The sequence below is a fragment of the Pantoea sp. R13S299 genome (genome assembly GCF_048515925.1).
GTDB lineage: Bacteria > Pseudomonadota > Gammaproteobacteria > Enterobacterales > Enterobacteriaceae > Pantoea.
In genome coordinates this window covers 150911-168902 of record NZ_JBLYEF010000003.1, presented here as the reverse complement: position 1 = coordinate 168902, position 17992 = coordinate 150911, and the positions used below count along the sequence as shown (strand labels likewise).

General features: G+C 57.1%; 14 protein-coding genes. 7 read left to right on the top strand and 7 right to left on the bottom strand.

Going from position 1 to position 17992, the window contains the following annotated elements:
• The first annotated feature begins 7 nt into the window (after positions 1-7).
• Positions 8-391: a response regulator transcription factor gene (locus tag ACN1CO_RS15170; protein WP_419139649.1), complete on the top strand. Its 384-nt coding sequence runs from the start codon at positions 8-10 to the stop codon at positions 389-391.
• The gene (locus ACN1CO_RS15165) at positions 391-5931 is read left to right on the top strand and encodes an AAA family ATPase (RefSeq protein ID WP_419139648.1); all 5541 of its coding nucleotides are present in this window, start codon (positions 391-393) and stop codon (positions 5929-5931) included. The genes ACN1CO_RS15170 and ACN1CO_RS15165 overlap by 1 nt, the downstream gene beginning before the upstream one ends.
• Positions 5932-5959: 28 nt before the next feature.
• Here the strand turns inward: ACN1CO_RS15165 and ACN1CO_RS15160 are convergent, their stop codons facing one another.
• Complete coding sequence (locus ACN1CO_RS15160) at positions 5960-6580, bottom strand: response regulator transcription factor (RefSeq protein ID WP_419139647.1); 621 nt, start codon at positions 6578-6580, stop codon at positions 5960-5962.
• An 825-nt stretch (positions 6581-7405) separates the two neighbouring features.
• Here ACN1CO_RS15160 and fdhF point away from each other — a divergent pair.
• Complete coding sequence (gene fdhF, locus ACN1CO_RS15155) at positions 7406-10378, top strand: formate dehydrogenase subunit alpha (RefSeq protein WP_419139646.1); 2973 nt, start codon at positions 7406-7408, stop codon at positions 10376-10378.
• A complete protein-coding gene (locus ACN1CO_RS15150; protein WP_419139645.1) occupies positions 10378-10863 on the top strand; it encodes a DUF1641 domain-containing protein in 486 nt (161 codons plus the stop codon). Before fdhF ends, ACN1CO_RS15150 begins: the two co-directional genes overlap by 1 nt.
• A 16-nt stretch (positions 10864-10879) precedes the next feature.
• Here the strand turns inward: ACN1CO_RS15150 and ACN1CO_RS15145 are convergent, their stop codons facing one another.
• A complete protein-coding gene (locus ACN1CO_RS15145; RefSeq protein WP_419139644.1) occupies positions 10880-11290 on the bottom strand; it encodes a GFA family protein in 411 nt (136 codons plus the stop codon).
• Positions 11291-11491: 201 nt separating this feature from the next.
• On the opposite strand from ACN1CO_RS15145, the gene uilS reads away from it, so the two are divergent.
• The gene (uilS, locus tag ACN1CO_RS15140) at positions 11492-12352 is read left to right on the top strand and encodes a UilS family quorum-quenching N-acyl-homoserine lactonase (RefSeq protein ID WP_419139643.1); all 861 of its coding nucleotides are present in this window, start codon (positions 11492-11494) and stop codon (positions 12350-12352) included.
• Positions 12353-12460: 108 nt separating this feature from the next.
• Here uilS and ACN1CO_RS15135 read toward each other — a convergent pair whose 3' ends face one another.
• Complete coding sequence (locus ACN1CO_RS15135) at positions 12461-13231, bottom strand: DeoR/GlpR family DNA-binding transcription regulator (RefSeq protein ID WP_419139642.1); 771 nt, start codon at positions 13229-13231, stop codon at positions 12461-12463.
• A gap of 119 nt (positions 13232-13350) precedes the next feature.
• Between ACN1CO_RS15135 and ACN1CO_RS15130 the strand changes: the two genes are divergently transcribed.
• Both ACN1CO_RS15130 and ACN1CO_RS15125 read left to right on the top strand, forming a co-directional pair.
• Positions 13351-14505, top strand: coding sequence for an MFS transporter (locus ACN1CO_RS15130; RefSeq protein ID WP_419139641.1), 1155 nt, complete (start codon positions 13351-13353; stop codon positions 14503-14505).
• Positions 14502-14888 carry a VOC family protein gene (locus ACN1CO_RS15125; RefSeq protein WP_419139640.1) on the top strand — a complete coding sequence of 129 codons (387 nt, stop codon included), beginning with the start codon at positions 14502-14504 and terminating at the stop codon, positions 14886-14888. The genes ACN1CO_RS15130 and ACN1CO_RS15125 overlap by 4 nt, the downstream gene beginning before the upstream one ends.
• A gap of 12 nt (positions 14889-14900) precedes the next feature.
• On the opposite strand, the gene ACN1CO_RS15120 is transcribed toward ACN1CO_RS15125, so the two are convergent.
• The 4 genes from ACN1CO_RS15120 to ACN1CO_RS15105 form a co-directional block, all read right to left on the bottom strand.
• Positions 14901-15542 (bottom strand): DUF1109 domain-containing protein, encoded by a 642-nt coding sequence (locus ACN1CO_RS15120; RefSeq protein WP_419139639.1) that lies wholly within the window; start codon positions 15540-15542, stop codon positions 14901-14903.
• On the bottom strand, positions 15529-16083 hold the full coding sequence (locus ACN1CO_RS15115; RefSeq protein ID WP_419139638.1) for a sigma-70 family RNA polymerase sigma factor: 555 nt from the start codon (positions 16081-16083) through the stop codon (positions 15529-15531). Before ACN1CO_RS15115 ends, ACN1CO_RS15120 begins: the two co-directional genes overlap by 14 nt.
• A gap of 71 nt (positions 16084-16154) precedes the next feature.
• Positions 16155-17396 carry a protein-disulfide reductase DsbD family protein gene (locus tag ACN1CO_RS15110; RefSeq protein ID WP_419139637.1) on the bottom strand — a complete coding sequence of 414 codons (1242 nt, stop codon included), beginning with the start codon at positions 17394-17396 and terminating at the stop codon, positions 16155-16157.
• Positions 17397-17420: 24 nt separating this feature from the next.
• Positions 17421-17984 carry a peroxiredoxin gene (locus tag ACN1CO_RS15105; RefSeq protein ID WP_283544788.1) on the bottom strand — a complete coding sequence of 188 codons (564 nt, stop codon included), beginning with the start codon at positions 17982-17984 and terminating at the stop codon, positions 17421-17423.
• Between the last annotated feature and the right edge of the window lie 8 nt (positions 17985-17992).

Genomic DNA, 17992 nt, shown 5'->3' with positions numbered 1-17992 from the left:
ATAAGGCATGGCGCTCTACCAGCGTATTGTCATTGTTGATGATGAACGTTCAGTCCGTAGTGGACTGAGCAATCTGTTGCATTCAGACGGCTACTCAACCCGATTATTTGAATCCGGTGAGGCGCTGCTGGATGATGACGATGCGCTTTCTGAGGCGGGCATGTTGATCATTGATGTCGGACTCAGGGGCATGTCGGGCTTTGAGCTGTTCACAATCCTGAAGCAGCGGGCCGCTCTGCCGCCGGTGATTTTTATCTCGGCGGATCTGGAAGAAACCACCCTGTGGTATGCCATTGCGCTGGGCGCCGTGACTTTTTTGCGAAAGCCGATTGATATTGATACGCTGCTGACACTGATCCGTTGCGAGTTATCTCAGGGAGATGTGCGCTGATGAGCCTTCTTTCGGTTAATTTCCAGGAGAGTGACGACGCAGGGAACGCGATTGAAGATTTCGACACACTGATGCCGCTGGCACAGGAGGGCTGTCTGCTCTGGATGCTGGCGCGCCGTCCGTCTGGCGAGTCAGTAATTATTGCTACCGGCAATAGTGACGACGTCACGTTTCTGGCGACGCAGCGGCTCAAAAATGAGCGCGCGCTGGCCGCTTATCTCTCTCCGCGCTGGGCCATTACCGCCACCGGCACGACACGTTATCTCAACCGTTATGCGCTGATTTATCCCACATTTCCGTTTCGAACACTGGCAAACAATCTCGCGACACCTCCCAATAACATCGCCGACTTCCTGCAGGTTGCTTTGCAACTTTGCTACACGCTCGGTCAGGCGCATCATCAGGGCATCGTGCATGGCGATATCAAGCCAGGCCATTTTTTTATCACTGATGATGGACGGTTCCGGCTGGGCGGGTTTGGACTCACCTCGCTGGCAGCGCAGTCGGCGGAGAAAAATAACCTGCGCGCCTCAGGCGGCACGCTGGCCTATATGTCACCTGAGCATACCGGCCGCACGCCGCATCCAGTCAGCAGTCTCAGCGATCTCTACAGCCTGGGCGTGGTGTTATATGAATACCTGACCGGTAAGCTGCCGTTTGGCTCACCGGATGCGGGCGAAGCAGAGTGGATCCATCATCACATCGCCAGTGCGCCCCGGCCAGCTGAACAGGTCAGAGAGGATGTGCCGCCGATGCTCTCGGTGATTCTGCTGCGTCTGCTGGCCAAGTCACCCGCTGACGGCTATCAGAGCGTGCAGGGGCTGATGGCCGATCTGCGCCGCTGCCAGGCGACGCTGACAGCGGAGAATACCATCGCACCCTTTACGCCCGGTCTGCAGGAGCGGTTCAGCACCAGCTTCCGGGCTGAAACGCTGTTCACTCAGCACCCGCAGGCCCGCGTGTTGCTGACGACGCTGGAGTCGGTCAACCGCACCGGAACACAGAGCCTGGTGATGCTGAGCGGAGCGCCCGGCTCGGGTAAATCCGCCATTATCGCTTCCGCCCTGAAAACCCTGCAGCACCGACAGATTCTGCTGGCCGCCAGCAAGGCCGATCAACATTCGCCCGCCGCACCCTATGCCGCTGTGGCCTCCGCGTTTCGCACGGTCACGCTCTATCTGCTGGGATTGTCAGCCCTGGAAGTCAGCAAATGGCGGGGACGACTGTTGCGGCTGCTGGGCGGATACACCGATTTAGCCATTGAGCTGGTGCCTGAGTTAAAACAGCTGCTGAATATTCAGGCCTTACAGCCGGTGGTGCGGCATGCCCCGGACGCCCGCGAGCAGTTTAATCAGATGGCTTCAGCGCTGATTCAGGCTTTTGCCACGCCGGGCCGACCGCTGGTGATGCTGATTGATGATGTTCACTGGGCAGATAATGCCACGCTGCAACTGCTGGAAAACCTGATCACCCGTAATGAGCATCTGCCGTTTATGCTGGTGCTCGCCTTCCGGGAGGGCGAATCGATGCCCTGTCCGATGATTGCCGGATTCCTGCTGCGCATCAGAGCCGCCGCACCGCGGGTGGTCGCGCTGACGCCGCAGCCGCTGAGTGTTAAAAGCATTGGCCGCTGGCTGGCGGGGATGATGCATACCCGTCCCGGCGGCAATCGCGAGCTGGCACAGATACTCTTTGAAAAAACCGGGGGTAATCCGCTCTCGATGCAGGAGTTCTTCCGGCAGGCGGTGGATGACGGCGTGATTAACTTTCGTCAGAACCCGCCGAAATGGCATTACGACAGGCAGGCGCTGACTGCGCGTCACTACACCGACAATGTGGCCTCGCTGGTGTTAAATCAGCTGGCGCGGATGCCGGAGAGCACACGTCAGCTACTGGGATCGCTGGCCTGCCTGGGAGCCAGCGGCGAGTTGTCGCTGTCAGGTCATCTCAGCGCGACGCCCGTAACGCTGATACAGCAGCAACTCGAACCGGCTGTCAGCAGTCGTTTCATCACTCTGACCGGCGGGCACTACGCGTTTACTCACGATCGCGTGCATAACGCGGCGCTATTGCTGCCCGACCTGCGACAGCAACAGCATCTTCACCAGCAGGCGGCGGCCTGGCTGTCAGCAGCGGTTGCGACTGCGGATAACAGTGAGACGCTGTTCCGCGCGGTTTATCACATTGGCATGATTGCTGAACTGCCGCTCAGTGTTGCAGAACGTGAACGTTACTATCCCCTCTGTCTGCGCACTGCGCAGGCGGCGAAACGTGCCGGAGATTATCTTTCGGCGCTGCGCTATCTGCGCACCGCCCAGCGCCTTAGCCTGAGGATGGTGACCGGCAATGACTTTATGCTCGGCTTTGATGAGGCGGAGTGCGAGTTTCTGCACGGTAATCTCACGACAGCGCAAACGCTCTGTACCCGACTGCTGAATGAACCGGGCACGCTGAGTGAAAAATCGATGGCCGCCTGTCTCTCTGCGGAAATTCACATGCGGCAGTCGGACAATCATCTGGCGCTGGAAACCGCGCTGGCCTGGCTGGCGGTGTTTGGTGTGCATCTCAACCGTGATCCGGATGACGCGGAGATCGACGCCGCCTGGCTGGCGCTCAGGGCGCACATTGGCGATTCGCCGCAGGCCGCTTTTGCCGGGCTGCCGCTGAACAGCGATCCCGAAATTGAGTCGATCCTCAACCTGATGGCCAGCACCATTTTTGTCTCTGCTTACGACTGCCCGCAGCTGCATCTGATTCTGGTCTGCCGGATGCTGGAGATGACGCTGGAGCACGGCATGACCGGCGCTTCTGCGTTTGGTCTGGCCTGGTTCAGCGTGCTGACGGGCGAACGCTATCAGGCCTGGCATTTGAGTTATGCCTGTGGACAGGTAGCACGAGAGCTGGTGGAGCGGCATAACTTTATCCGCTACAAAGCGCGCACGCTGCTGCCGCTGGATCAGGTGGGGATCTGGACACAGCCGCTGGATGTCGCCGTCGAATGCGCCCGTGAAACTTTTCGCGTCGCGGTCAGGCACGGCGATCGCTCCTTTGCCTGCCTCTCGTTACGCCATCAGATCATGAACACGCTGACGCGCGGCGATCACCTGGAGTCGGTGATGACGTCTATTGAGCGCGGGCTCGCCTTTACCCGCAAAACGGTTTATCCCGACGTCGAGAATGTGCTGCTGATGCAGAAGCAGCTGGTCATGCAGCTGCGTAACAGTAATGGGTTCAGAGCAGGCGAGCGCGACGAGGTTTTGCCGCTGGTGGCCGGCAGTGAGCCAGGGCCGATCTCCGGACCCAAAGCGATGGTGCGGTTCTGGGCAGGACTGTATCGGGGAATGGCCCATTTCTATGCCGGTGAATATGGTGATGCGCTGCGCTGCCTGGCCGACATCCAGCCACTGATCAGCGCAGTGCCCGCTTACATCTACCTGATGGATTGGCATTTTTACAGTGCATTGTCCCTGAGCCACCAGCCTGAAGCCGCTGACAGCGACGTGCTGCGAAGCCATCTGGATAAGTTTGCTGCCTGGAATGACCTCAATCCCGGTCTGTTTGCGGACAAATATGCCCTGCTGAGGGCAGAGTGTGCCCGCCTTAAGGGCGACACGGGCGAGGCGCTGAAGCAGTATGAAAATGCGATTCGTCTTTCCCGTCAGGCGGGATATCTACATATTCATGCGCTGGCGAATCAGCTGGCGGGGCGCTGCTGCAAAGCCTTGCAGCTGGATACCGCCGCAGATGCCTGGATTAAAGCGGCAATGACAGGCTGGGAGAACTGGGGCGCCCAGGCGATGGTGCGCCAGCTTGAGCAGCACTATCCGCATCTGGCCGCACCGGTGCAGAACAGCGCGCTGGCGACCATTCCTTTTACTCAGGACGCGGCTTTCTACGATCTGGAAAGTGTCCTGACCGCCGTCCGTGCGCTGACGGAGGAGATCAACCTGGATCGACTGATTCATACCCTGATGCGGATGCTGCTGGAACGGGCCGGTGCCCAGCGCTGTCGGCTTATCCGTATTCTGGATGGCAATCTGCCAGAGACGCAGGCCTGGGCGGAAAGCACGGCCGATGGCGTGCGGGTGCAGATTGTCAAACAGCGACCCGATGCGACCGACCTGCCGCTATCGGTACTGTCGGCGGTGATCCGCTCCGGTCAGGAGATTCGCACTGGCAAACCGGAGGCGTTCAGTCCATTCAGTCAGGATCCCTATCTGGTCGCCTCGGGCGCGGCGGTGCTCTGTGTGCCGATGTTCAGACAGGCCAACATGGTCGGCGTGCTCTACCTGGAAAATCGCCTGATGCCCGATGCGTTCACCGCTGAGCACTCCCACATCGTGAAAACCCTGAGTGCGCAGGCGGCGGTCTCGCTGGAGACGGCACGACTCTACGCGGAATTGCTGGAGGAGAACAACCATCGGCGTCGGGTTGAGAAGCAGCTGCGTGCCAGTAAAACCTCGCTGATGCTGGGTGAGAAGATCAGTCATACCGGCACCTGGCGCTGGGAAGTGACCGAGGACATGATGATGGTCTCTGAAGAGTATGGCCGGATTCTGGGGCTGCCAGCCGAACAGAAGGGGCTGTCGATGGCAGACTTCCTGACCCGCGTTCATCCCGATGATTATGAGTGCATTCGCGAACTGGTGACGCACAGCGTCAGTCAGGGACGCAGCATGCAGGCTGAGTTCAGGGTGCTGAGACCGGATGGGGAATGCCGCTACATTAAAGGCATCGGGGAACCGACAGACAATTTCCCTGAGGTGAAAGAGTACTTCGGCACCATTTCCGATATCACCTCGCAGCGTCTGGCGGAAGACAGCGCGCGCATGGCGCAGGCGGATCTGGCTAGGGTCACGCGCGCCACCACCGTCGGGCAGCTGACCGCATCCATCGCCCATGAAATCAGCCAGCCACTGATGTCTATCGTTGCCAATGCGGGTGCCAGCCTGCGCTGGCTGAAGCGTGAGCCGCTGATGCTGGAAAATGCCAGCAGCGGTCTGAACGAGATTATCAAAGAGGGACAACGTGCCGGGGAGATAATTCGTGGTCTTCAGGCGCTGACCCGCAATCATGAGTCGAGCTTTGCTTCGGAGAACCTGCATCTGATTGCCCGTGATATTCTGGCGCTCTCCCGCATTGAGCTGGAACGACGCGGGATTTCGCTGGAGCTGAAACTACGGGCCGCGAAGGCAGATATTTACTGCGATCGCGTTCAGATTCAGCAGGTGTTGTTGAATCTGGTGATCAATGCGATCGATGCCATGTCCGGTGATCTGCCGCGTGCGGCGCTGTTGCGCCTCACGTCAGAGAATCCGACACCTGATACGTTGCGCGTTGAGGTGCTGGATAACGGCTGTGGATTGCCTGATGACGTGCGGGAACGCATTTTTGAGTCGTTCTACACCACGAAAAAAAGCGGCATGGGCATGGGATTAACCATCAGCAAAGGGATTATCAAAAAGCATTGCGGTGAGCTGGGAGCAGAGAACCGGGCGGAAGGCGGTAGCCGTTTCTGGTTTACGCTGCCGCTGGGGTAAGCAAGTGGGCCAGGCTGAATGCCTGGCCTCAGCGGCGTCGGCTATGATCTATGTTGAGTCGCTCTGCCGCCCGCACCAGATCGGTTAGCGAGCGCGCATTCATCTTCTCCATTACCCGCCGCTTGTGGACTTTAGCCGTAATTTCACTGACGCCCATTTCGGCGGCGATCTGCTTATTCAGCAGGCCGCTAATCGCCAGCATCATCACCTCGGTTTCACGCGGCGTTAGTGTCTGATGTCGCTGCACTATTTCCCGCCGCTCTTCAGAAGAGGCCAGATTCTGCTTTGCAATCTGTAAGGCTTCCGAGACGGCCTGCAAAATACGCTCAGGATCGACAGGCTTAGTCAGAAACTCATAAGCGCCGGTTTTCATCGCCCGCACCGTGACCGGAATGGTGCCGAAGCCGGTCAGGAAGATCGTGGGAATAGCATAACCCCGGTCGATCAACTCCTGGGCGACATCAAACCCATCTGCGCCGGGCAGATTAATATCCAGAATCAGGCAACAGGGAAGGGGAGTTAACGCGTGAGCCAGGAAATCATCAGCGGAAGAGAAAGAGACAACCGTGTAATCGTCGGCGGTGAGCAGATTACGCAGTGCAGAAGTCACAGCCGCGTCGTCGTCAACGATATATACGATGGGATTCATAAGGACCTCATTTCAGCCAGAGTTTTACTGATGATTTAATTAAGCAAGACGCGCAAAGAGGCCCTGAAAGGAGTCTGTCGGGCAGGGTTAACAGGATATTACCATAACGGCAATCATTATCATCTTATAATTAACAGCCTGTTAAAATTCGGATAAATTACTGATAGATATGGTTAAATCATGAGCATCTGGTCGTGAAATATGAGACGGCATTGCGATTGCGGATGTCGTGCATTGTCATTTAAACGCCATATTCGTGCCATGCATGAGTTAATTAATAACGGCCAGGAGAATAGTGCTGAACAGGCGGGGAAATAGTCCATAAGCCGGTTAATCTGATGAAACCGTTTCAGCATGACTGAATACGCAATAAAAAAGTGACGGTGCGAAATTAATTCAGGTATTAAGCGGTACGGCAGATAGGGGCGTGGCTGATAATTACCCCAGGTTAAATGCGGCAGAATGTGCAGATTGGTGATGATTTCACCTCTCTCCGAAAGAAGATGGGGTTGTTCTTTAATCTAGTTACAACATACAAAATCACTGGATAGTATGTTGCAACTTCAGACACCGAGCAGTTCTCGCTTCACACCACAAAAAGTCCCGCTCAGATTCAAAGCTGACACACCAGAAAAAGACGACGGACTTCACGCGGTAAGAAGTCATTACATTTAAAAAACCCTTAACTGTCAGCGATTAACCTTAATAAGCGTAGCGGTATTCATGGCGCGGCGGCTAATCCTCACTAAGCTTGTGAGGCAACCCCTTAAATACAGGGATATTTTTCCAGCCGGAATCTTTTCGCACTGTTGTCATGAGGCTTATATGAGTGAAAATTACTGCACCATTCTCTTCAATGGTGAACGGTTGAAAGGGTTAGCCGATCAACCGCTGATCGACTTTCTGGACGCTCATGGGAAAAAATTACCTCATGTCTGCTATCACCCGGCGCTGCCGCCGCTGCAAAGCTGCGATGTCTGTTGGGTAGATGCCAATGGCGAGCGGGTTCGCGGCTGCACGCTTCGCACTGAAGAGGGGCTGGCGGTGCAAAGTGAAGGCAGTGCGCTCAAGGCCGCACAGCAGGAGGGCATGGATCGGCTGCTCAACCGGCATGAGCTTTACTGCACAGTCTGCGAGCATAATACCGGTGACTGCACGCTGCATAATGCCGTGGCCGATATGCACATTCCGATTCAGTACTATCCTCATCAGCCCAAGCCTTACGCGAAAGATCACTCCAACCCGTTTTACACCTACGATCCCGACCAGTGCATCCTGTGCGGGCGCTGTGTCGAGGCGTGCCAGAATGTCGAGGTCAATGAGACGCTGTCGATTGACTACACCCAGGCACATCCGCGTGTGCTGTGGGATGGCGCCACAGAAATCGCCGGTTCCAGCTGTGTCAGCTGCGGACACTGCGTCACGGTTTGCCCGTGTAATGCCTTGCTGGAAAAAACCATGCAGCCCGATGCGGGTCCGTTTACCGCAATGGATGAGGGGCTGAAGCGCCCACTGATCGACTTTGTGAAAACGCTGGAAAACAGTATCGGCATGGGACCGATTACCGGTGTCTCCAACATTGACGTGGCGCTGCGCCAGTCGGAGATCAAACGCACTAAAACCGTCTGCACCTATTGCGGCGTAGGCTGTAGCTTTGAAATCTGGACCCGCGATCGTCACATCCTGAAAATTCAGCCGGTCGCGGAAGCGCCCGCTAATGGCATCTCTACCTGCGTTAAGGGTAAATTCGGCTGGGATTTTGTTAACAGCCCGGAGCGCCTGACGACCCCATTAATCCGCGAGAACGGCCGCTTTCGGCCTGCCAGCTGGGACGAAGCGCTGCAGCGCGTTGCCGAAGGCTTACAGGGCATCGCGCAGAACTATGGTGGCGATGCGATAGGCTTTATCGGCTCCAGCAAGGCCAGCAATGAAGAGGCCTATCTCACTCAAAAAATCGCCCGTTTAATCTTCGGCACCAACAACGTCGATAACTCCTCGCGCTATTGTCAGAACCCGGCGACAGAAGGGCTATTCCGCACAGTAGGTTACGGCGGCGATGCCGGAACGATAAAAGATTTGCAGGAAACGGATCTGATTGTGCTGGTCGGCAGCAACCTCTCCGAGAACCATCCGGTCATTGCGTCGCACATCAAACAGAGCCACAAACATCGCGGCCAGAAATTACTGGTCGTTGATCCCCGCCGTCATGAAATGGCGGAACGGGCGGACTGCTATCTGCGCATCCGGCCCGGCACCGACCTGGTCTGGGCCTCGGCGATGGCGAAGTATATGTTCGATCACGGTTATGCCGATGACGCGTTTCTGGCGCAGCGGGTGAATCAGGTTGAAGAGTATCGCGCCTCACTCGACCCCTTTACGCTGGAATATGCCAGCGAGATCTGTGGCCTCGGCGAGGCAGAGCTGACAGAGGCGGCGGAGATGATCGGTCAGGCGGGCAGCGCCTGCATATTATGGGCGATGGGGATTACTCAGCACAGCCACGGAGCGGATACCAGCACTGCGCTATCGAACCTGCTGCTGGTCACGGGCAACTATGGCCGGCCTGGCACCGGCGGCTACCCGATGCGCGGTCATAACAATGTGCAGGGTGCCAGTGATTTCGGCTGCCTCAGCAATCTCTACCCGGGCTATGAAAAAGTCACTGACCCTGCGGTGCGGGAGAAATGGGCGCGCGCCTGGGGCGTCGCGCCTGAGGCACTCTCCGACAAGCCTGGAGCCGATAACTTCAAAATGGTGCAGGAGGCCGGGGAAGGCAAAATCCGCGCGATGTACATCACCGGAGAAGAGACGGCGTTTGCAGATGCCGACGCCGCTTCGGTGCATGCCGCCTTCAGCAAACTGGAATTTATGGTGGTTCAGGACATCTTCATGTCGCGCACCGCCGAATTTGCCGATGTCGTACTGCCCGGTGCGCCGAGCGTGGAGAAAGAGGGCACGTTTGTGAACACCGAGCGGCGCATCCAGCACTTTTCTCCGGCCATGAAGCCGCTGGGCGATAGTCGTCCCGACTGGCAGATCTTTACCGAACTTGCCGCGCGCCTGGGTCATCCGTGGCATTACCCCAATCCTGGCGCGATTATGGCGGAAGCGGCGGGCATTGCAGATATTTTCGCAGGCGTCAGCTATGAGCAACTGGTTGGATGGCAGTCACAGCTCTGGCCGGTCAGCGCTGAAGGTGAAAGCACACCGCGTCTCTATACGGAACGGTTTAATTTCCCGGATGGTAAAGCGCGCCTCTATCCGCTGAGCTGGCAGCCGCCCGCCGAGCAGGAAGATGCCGAATATAACCTGCTGCTGAATAATGGCCGGATGCTGGAGCATTTCCAGTCGATGAATCAGACCGGGCAGGGTGGACGCATGATGTCACTGTCGCCCAATGCTTTTGTCGAGATCTCACCGGAGCTGGCCGCCTCGCGCGCTCTGACTGAAGGAGAATGGGTGCGCATCACCTCGCGGCGCGGTTCGCTTGATGTGCCGGTAGTTATCACCGAACGTGTGGCGGGTAACGTGCTGTTTATGCCGATTCATCATGGCAAAGATGGCGTCAATGCGCTGACCGGTGAGCATCACGATCCCGACGTGAATACGCCCGCTTATAAAGAGATCGCCGTCAACATGAAGCGGGTTGATCGCCGTCCACAGCCCAATCCAGTGCCGTTACACAATTTCCGCCACGGTAACCGAACGCCACTGGATCACCTGCCGATTGAACAAAAATGGCAGCAGGCTGGCTATCGCGAACCGCCTGAACATGTCGAAAAACCGGAGAAATTCTAATGGCAGAACGGATGAAGTATCAGGTCCCGCCGACACGTACCGAGCCGACCGCCCGGGAAGAGATGGATGAGTTGCTCGAAAATCTTCACCAGCACGGCTTTCTGCGGCTGGCCAACGACCTGGTTAAGTCAAACAACGAAGTGGGGAAAATTCTGGTCTCGGGCCTTAATCAGCCCGGCACCCAGAATGCGCTTCAGAATCTGTCGCTGCTGATGATGACGCTGGGCAGCGTGCCGCCAGAGCGTTTTAATCACTTGCTGCTGGCGGTGCGTGATGCTGCGATGGCCGTTAAACCGGCGCGCGATGAAGCCCAAAGGGAAAAAGCCGCGCCGGGCATCCGCGGTATCATCCGGTTATTGAATGATGAGGATCTGTGGCGCGGACTGCGACCCATCTTCGCGGCGCTGGAGGTCTTCTCTCAGCAGATCGACCGTGCAGAGGAGAAGCCGATTACCCGCTTCAGTGGCAAGCCCACCCGGGAGTAATTCAGCCCGCGATTGTTCAGGATTGCGTGGGGGTGTAGACCAGATGACCGGCAACACCGCCCGCGCCGCCATCTTTAGGGTGATTGATGCCATCAGAGACCGGCACATCCGTGAAATCGAACGGTGAAACACCCTCAAGACAGGCGACATTCACCCCAAACTGATCGGGCTGCGAGCGGCTCTGATGAAAGGTGTAAATGCCGCAGACGGAGCAGAAGTAGTGGCCCACCGCTTTGCTGTTGAAGCGATATTCCGTAAGCTGCGCTTCACCCTGCGTCAGCTCAACGTTGGTCGCAAACACCACTACCGCGCCGCGCATCCGGCAAAACGAGCAGTTGCAGCGGCGCACCGTATTAAATCCATCCTTCAGCGTCACCCGATACGCCACCGCACCACAGTGGCATTGTGCTGTCATTTCATTTTGCATCCTGATCTCCTGTGTAGTGAAACACCCAGCTTTCAGCCTACGCCAAAGCCCGCCTTTTGGCAGCATCGGGTACGAATTTGTCCGCATTTCAGACAAAAGGTGTCAACCGACTGATCTGGATCGACGTAAGAAAGGATGAAATATGAAAGGGTGTGGGCTGATTTTTCTGACCTTCAACCTCAGCAAGGAGCATGACCCACAATGGAATTATCCACCCACCAATTGCCGGAAGGCATCGAGCTGACGCTGCGTCAGCCCACAGCAGCCTCCCCATCCCCGGTCATTATTCTGTGTCACGGCTTTTGCGGAATTCGTGAGATGTTACTGCCTGCGTTCGCGGAAGCGTTTACCCAGGCGGGTTACGCCACCGTGACTTTTGACTACCGCGGATTTGGTGACAGCCAGGGCGAGCGGGGACGTCTGGTGCCTGCGATGCAGATCGCTGACATCCTCTCGGTCATCGCGTGGGTAAAACAGCAACCGTCGCTGGACGCAGACAGAATAGGTTTATGGGGGACGTCGTTTGGCGGATGTCACATCTTTGGTGCAGCGGCGAATAACCCGGATGTGAAATGTGTTGTCAGCCAGCTGGCCTTTGCAGACGGGGAAGAGATTGTCACCGGGCAACTGGACGCGACGGAGAAGGCGGGCTTTATCGCCACGCTGGAGAAGATGGATCAAAAGCAGCAGAACAGCGGCAAGGAGATGTTTGTTGCTATCACCCGCGTGCTGAACGACGAAGAGTCGAAAGCCTTCTTCGAAGAGAACCGGCATCAGCACCCGAAAATGGACATCAAAATCCCGTTTTTAACCGTCCGGGAAACGCTGCTCTACAAACCCGCCGTGAATGCCGCGAAAGTCACCTGTCCGACACTGGTGGTGGTCGCGGGTAAGGATAGCGTGAATCCGCCTGAGCAGGGTCGCGCGCTGTTTGAGGCTGTCGCTGCGAAGGACAAGCAGTTCTTTGTGGCCGAAGAGGCGCGTCATTATGATATCTACAGCGGTCAGCACTTCGCATCAGTCATTAAGGAGCAGACGGCGTGGTTCGCGGCGCATCTGTAACCCGCTTTTAATAAAATAACAGGCTCGCTCTTATGTGGTCTGCGCTGATCTGTGTCGCGAACCGGGTAAGAGCGAGCTAATTTATTTCGTGCTGCACATTGCGCAGACTCAGACCGTGATAAGCGTTATCTCTTCAGCTTCAAACGCATCCAGCAGCGTTTTATCGAGCTTCTCTTCCACCACCAGCGTTGAGATATCGCGGCATTTCGCCACGCTGAATCGCGCCACGGCGGGAATTTTGTCTGCCGTCAGCCCGACAATCACCTGACTGCTCTGCGCCATCGCGACTTTCTTGAATTCGCAATCGGCATAATCGAAACCGGTCAGCCCGGCCTCCGGACTCATGGCGCAGCCGCCAATAAACGCCTGATCGAACAGTATTCCCTGAATCTGGTTAATCGCGGATTGCCCGACCGCACCGCCGGTACTCTTTTGTACCTGACCACCCAGCATGATCACCTCCGCGACAGGATGGTTGATCAATAGCGCGGCGATATCGGGCGCATTGGTGACGACGGTCAGACGCATATCCGGTGACAGTGCCTGTGCCAGCGCCAGATTGGTGGTACCGGCATCAATAAAGATGCAGCTATTGGCTTTCACCAGACTGGCACAGCGCTGCGCGATCAGGGCTTTTGCTGCGTGATCGTGCTCTTTTCTGCTGACAAAACTGCCCGCATCCGGCAGCTGTAATACCGCACCGCCGTAAACCTTCTTGCACAATCCCTCTTTACTGAGTTCGTGCAGATCGCGCCGGATCGTATGCTCCGACACCGCCATTTGCCGTGCCAGATCCACACAGACGACGCGACCGTTCTGCTGCAGGATCTCACGAATCAGTGCTTGTCGCTGCTGCGGGAAAGCTGCATAATCGAGCATAACTACTCCAGAGTGTTCATAATCGAGCTATAGTGAGCATGATCGTTCACTGACGGGCAGGGTGTCAACAGAATCTCATCCTCCTTTCCCGGCTCTCCGTCATCCAATAAAGGATTGCAATGGCTAATAACGTCTCTTCCGCGCAGGCAACGCGCATTATCTTTTTTCTGGCCGGATTCATTACCGCGACCTGGGCTGTGATGGTGCCTTTCGCGCGTGCCAATACCGGCGTAAATGAAGCTCAGCTGGGCACGCTGTTGCTCTGTCTGGGTGTCGGCGCGCTCATAGCCATGCCGGTGACGGGCTGGCTCACCAGCCGATTTGGCTGCCGCCGGGTAATTCTGGTTGCCGTCGCGCTGATCATCATCAGCACACCGTGGCTGTCGGTGCTCAGCGATCCACTGCTGCTGGCGCTGGCATTGTTGCTGTTTGGCGTTGGCATCGGCGTTACCGACTGCGCCATGAACATTCAGGCCATTCTGGTGGAGAAGCAGGCTGAAAAGCCGGTGATGTCCGGTTTTCATGGCATGTACAGCGTAGGTGGGATAGCGGGTGCAGGCTTTATGACGCTGATACTGGCGATGGGCTTCAGCGTGCTGACCGGCTGCTTACTCGCGGTCGTAGCGGTGATTATCATGACGCTGTTCAGCGCTCGGGGCCTACTGACTTACGCCAATCCCGCTGAAGGCACGGTATTTGCGGTTCCGCGTGGCAGCGTGCTGATTATCGGCATCATCTGTTTTGCCGTCTTCCTGACGGAAGGTACCGTGCTGGACTGGAGTGCGGTCTACCTGACTGATGTCCGGGCCATTCCGGCGTCACTGGGCGGGCTGGGTTACACCTGCTTTGCCATTGCGATGACTGTAGCGCGGCTGACCGGCGATCGTATCATCTCGTCGCTGGGACGTTTGCCGGTGGTGCTGGGCGGCGCAGTGATTGCTGCTGCAGGTATGGCGATGGTCACGTTTATCGATTCCTGGCCGCTTGCGTTGATGGGATATACCCTGGTCGGCGCAGGCTGCGCCAATATCGTGCCGGTGATGTTTTCCGCTGCCGGACGTCAGACGGCGATGCCACAGGCTTTGGCCGTTCCCGCCATTACTACGCTGGGTTACCTGGGCGTGCTGAGCGGTCCAGCGGTCATTGGCTACGTGGCGCATTACACCCATCTCTCTTTCTCATTTTCACTGATCATGGCACTGATGCTGATCGTCGGCGCGGTCTCGCTGACGCTGGATTTAGGCCGTAGCATCTCAACAAAGGAAAACGCATGAAAATCGCCCACGTCGCACTCTGGAAGCGTCATCCAGAGGCGCAAAAGCAATTCTGGTACGAGATGTTTAACGCGCAGAGCGGTGAGTTGTATCAGAGTCAGAACCGGCCGGGCTTCGCCTCCTACTTCCTGCGACTGGAGCAGGGCGCGACCCTCGAACTGATGACTCTGCCAGATCTGAATGACGGCCAGCCGGGCAGGGAAGTAGCAGGCTGGGCGCACATCGCGATCGGCGTCGGTGATGAGCAGCAGGTCGATAAGATGGCTGCCAGTGCAGCAGAGACGGGGATTCTGGTAGCGGCACCGCGCCGCACGGGCGACGGGTTTTATGAGGCGATTATTCGCGATCCGGACGGCAATCTGATTGAGTTGGTCGCCGAGTAATGAACAAAGTCATTACTCTCCCAGCCGGACCCAGCGGCGTCCCGCGACCACTGTCATCACCACGATGGTGATGCCTGCCGCCAGATGCATGGAGAAATCGATCATATGCAGATGGGTCTCATGGCACAGCGACAGCAGCATTGATGAGGTAAACGCACTGCCGCAGCCGCTCAGCGCGAGACTGCGGGCGGGATAGAGTGACCGGGTACGTTTCAGGGCGATCACCGACATCAGCACCATCGGCACGCTGGCTGACAACATGAACATGTAGCAGTGTATCCCTTCACCCAACCGGCTCGCGCCCGCTGGCGGGGTTTCAGATGACATATTGATCAGATTCAGCCCCAGCCACATCAACGCCATCAGCAGCGGCCAGCGCAGGCTGATCGGTTTTCGTCCTGCAATACTCAGCGTAAAGGCGGCTGCCAGGGTGCTGCCCGCGATGACGAGCGACAGCAGTAGGGCAACCAGGGCAAACACTGCGCCAGGCTGAGACCAGTCCGTCAGACGGCTGTGAAATGCCCAGCTGGTCAGTGCACCGCAAGGCAGGGCAAGCGCGATCCAGCCCGCGACGCGCCAGCCAGTGGGCCAGACGCGCTGCACCGGCTGCGCAGATGCGCTGAGCTGATTAATTAACTGGTCATGATTTCTCATGATGACCCCGTCCATATTTACGAAGATTAACCATTGCGCGATGCAACAGAGATTTAACGGCAGAGAGTGACTGATGGGTTTCAGCGGCTGCCTGCGCCAGGCTCTGCTCGCGCAGATGCACAGATTCGACAATCTCCCGCTGACGCAGCGGAAGGGTTTCCAGATAGCCGGAGAGGACATCCGTATCCGCTGGAGACTCTGCGTTTTCAGCAGGCCGCTGTTGCAGTTCCTCATCATCCTGAACTTCCTGACGACGGCCATGCTGACGCAGCGCATCAATGGTCCGCGCAGAGGCGATGGCGGCAACCCAGGGCAGTATCGGGCGCTGCGGATCATAGGTATGCCGCACCCTATGAATCGCCAGCAGCGTCTCCTGAATTACATCTTCAACCAGCACCTCGTCACGGATTTTTTTGCACACCAGTGCCCGGATGGCCGGAACCATCGCTTTGAGTAACTGGTTATAGGCTGCTCTGTCACCCGCCTGTGCACGGGCCATCAGGGCTGGCCACTGCTGCGCGCGTGGATCAGTCTCTGACATCGATCATCAGCAGTTCAGCACACGTTCGCAGTGGCCTGACAACGCGTCAGGAAATCGTTTCATCAATCCTCTCAGGTTTTCTTTCCTTTTTCTGTCGCCTGATCCAGCGCTGAAATCACAATACCGGGCGTCAGTACCTGCGGCAGCACCACCGGTTTGCCGCCGTCAGCCGGGTAGACCACGTAGAGAGGCAATCCACCGCGACCGAAATCACTCAGCGCCTGTTCAACATCGGGATTGTATTTGGTGGAATCCGCGACCATGTAAATGGTACTGGTACGCACCATTGCGGCTTTTACCGCCTGCGTTGAAAGCGAGGTGCGATCGTTCACCTGGCAGGTAATACACCATGACGCGGTAAAGTTCACCAGGATCGGCTTGCCCTGGCCTTTAATCGCATCAACATTCTGCGGCGACCAGGCTACAGCAGCGGCAGCCTGTGACGCGGTTTCCGTCTCAGCGGGCGCGCTGGCAAAGCTGTTCAGATTCAGTAACGGCACCACGACCAGCGCCAGGAAGAACGCGGTTGCAACATGCAGCACCACATGGCGCTGTCCCATCATACGGCGTTTCTGCGCCATGCCATACAGCCAGGCGGCAAAACTAAACAGCAGGCAGCAGGCCAGAATCGCAGCCAGTGCCGCGGATCCCGCCTGACGTTCCAGTACCCAGATCAGCCAGCCGACCGCGCCCAGCATCGGAAACGCCAGACCCTGTTTTAAGGTAATCATCCAGGCACCCGGCTTTGGCAATATCCGCGCCAGCACCGGGAAGAAAGAGATCAGGGTAAAGGGCGCCGCAAAGCCCAGCGCCAGTGAAATAAAGATCACCAGACTCACCAGCGGAGGCTGAGTCAGGGCATATCCCACTGCGCTGGCCATGAAAGGTGCGCTGCAGGGAGTGGCGACAATGATGGCCAGCGCGCCGGTCAGTGCTGAACCGACCAGGCCTCCGCGATCGCCGCCCACTTCGCCCACCCGCTGTACCGATAATCCAACTTCAAACAGACCGAGCAGGTTCAGTGCTGAACCGAGCATCACCAGAATCAGCGCGGCGATGACCAGCGGCGATTGCAGCTGGAACCCCCAGCCCACCGAAGCGCCACCCGCTCTTGCCAGCAATAATACCGCGGCCAGGGCAACCATCGTCACCACGACGCCCAGCAGGAAGGCCAGGCCCTCAGCACGCGCGTGCGATGGCGATTCGCGATGGCGGATCAGGCTCAGTGCTTTCAGTGAGATCACCGGAAACACGCAGGGCATGAGGTTCAGAATAATGCCGCCCAGGAAGGCGGCTGCAATCGCAGTCAGCATGATATACCTGCTCAGAAGATGAAGTTATGCCGGATTGGCCTGACGATATTTTTTAACGGCATCCATCGCTTTCTGGATATGCGTATCAGGATTTTTATCGGTGAAGCTCAGCAGAATCTTGCCGTCGGGCGCAATCACATAAGAGGTGCGGTCTGAGACTTTCTGACCCTTCATCTCCATCGTGCTCTTATATTCTGAGGCGACTTTGGCACCCGGATCGGCTGCTACGGTAAATTTGTCACGACATTCCAGCTGCGAGAATTTAGCAATCTGATCGGTATTGCCTGCGGTGACACCGATGACGGTCGCACCCTGTTTTTTGAATTCATCGGTCGCTTCAGCAAAGTCATGTGCTTCAAGGGTACAGCCCGCACTGAACGCAGCCGGGAAGAAGTAGAGAACAACCGGGCCTTTTTTCAGGGCCTGCTGCAAAGAGAAGGTGGTTGATTTACCCGCCAGCGCGGCGTCAAGTTTGAAGTCCGGGGCTTTTTCACCGACCTGTAACGCCGCAAAGGCGGATGTTGCCGGAACACTCAGTGCCAGCAGCGTAGCGACGGCCAGGGTTTTCAGGGTGTTTTTCATTGGCATTACTCTCT

Coding starts and splice junctions, on each gene's coding strand:
- ACN1CO_RS15170 (WP_419139649.1), top strand. CDS start 8: ATGGCGCTCTACCAGCGTATTGTCATTGTTGATGATGAACGTTCAGTC.
- ACN1CO_RS15165 (WP_419139648.1), top strand. CDS start 391: ATGAGCCTTCTTTCGGTTAATTTCCAGGAGAGTGACGACGCAGGGAAC.
- ACN1CO_RS15160 (WP_419139647.1), bottom strand. CDS start 6,580: ATGAATCCCATCGTATATATCGTTGACGACGACGCGGCTGTGACTTCT.
- fdhF (WP_419139646.1), top strand. CDS start 7,406: ATGAGTGAAAATTACTGCACCATTCTCTTCAATGGTGAACGGTTGAAA.
- ACN1CO_RS15150 (WP_419139645.1), top strand. CDS start 10,378: ATGGCAGAACGGATGAAGTATCAGGTCCCGCCGACACGTACCGAGCCG.
- ACN1CO_RS15145 (WP_419139644.1), bottom strand. CDS start 11,290: ATGCAAAATGAAATGACAGCACAATGCCACTGTGGTGCGGTGGCGTAT.
- uilS (WP_419139643.1), top strand. CDS start 11,492: ATGGAATTATCCACCCACCAATTGCCGGAAGGCATCGAGCTGACGCTG.
- ACN1CO_RS15135 (WP_419139642.1), bottom strand. CDS start 13,231: ATGCTCGATTATGCAGCTTTCCCGCAGCAGCGACAAGCACTGATTCGT.
- ACN1CO_RS15130 (WP_419139641.1), top strand. CDS start 13,351: ATGGCTAATAACGTCTCTTCCGCGCAGGCAACGCGCATTATCTTTTTT.
- ACN1CO_RS15125 (WP_419139640.1), top strand. CDS start 14,502: ATGAAAATCGCCCACGTCGCACTCTGGAAGCGTCATCCAGAGGCGCAA.
- ACN1CO_RS15120 (WP_419139639.1), bottom strand. CDS start 15,542: ATGAGAAATCATGACCAGTTAATTAATCAGCTCAGCGCATCTGCGCAG.
- ACN1CO_RS15115 (WP_419139638.1), bottom strand. CDS start 16,083: ATGTCAGAGACTGATCCACGCGCGCAGCAGTGGCCAGCCCTGATGGCC.
- ACN1CO_RS15110 (WP_419139637.1), bottom strand. CDS start 17,396: ATGCTGACTGCGATTGCAGCCGCCTTCCTGGGCGGCATTATTCTGAAC.
- ACN1CO_RS15105 (WP_283544788.1), bottom strand. CDS start 17,984: ATGCCAATGAAAAACACCCTGAAAACCCTGGCCGTCGCTACGCTGCTG.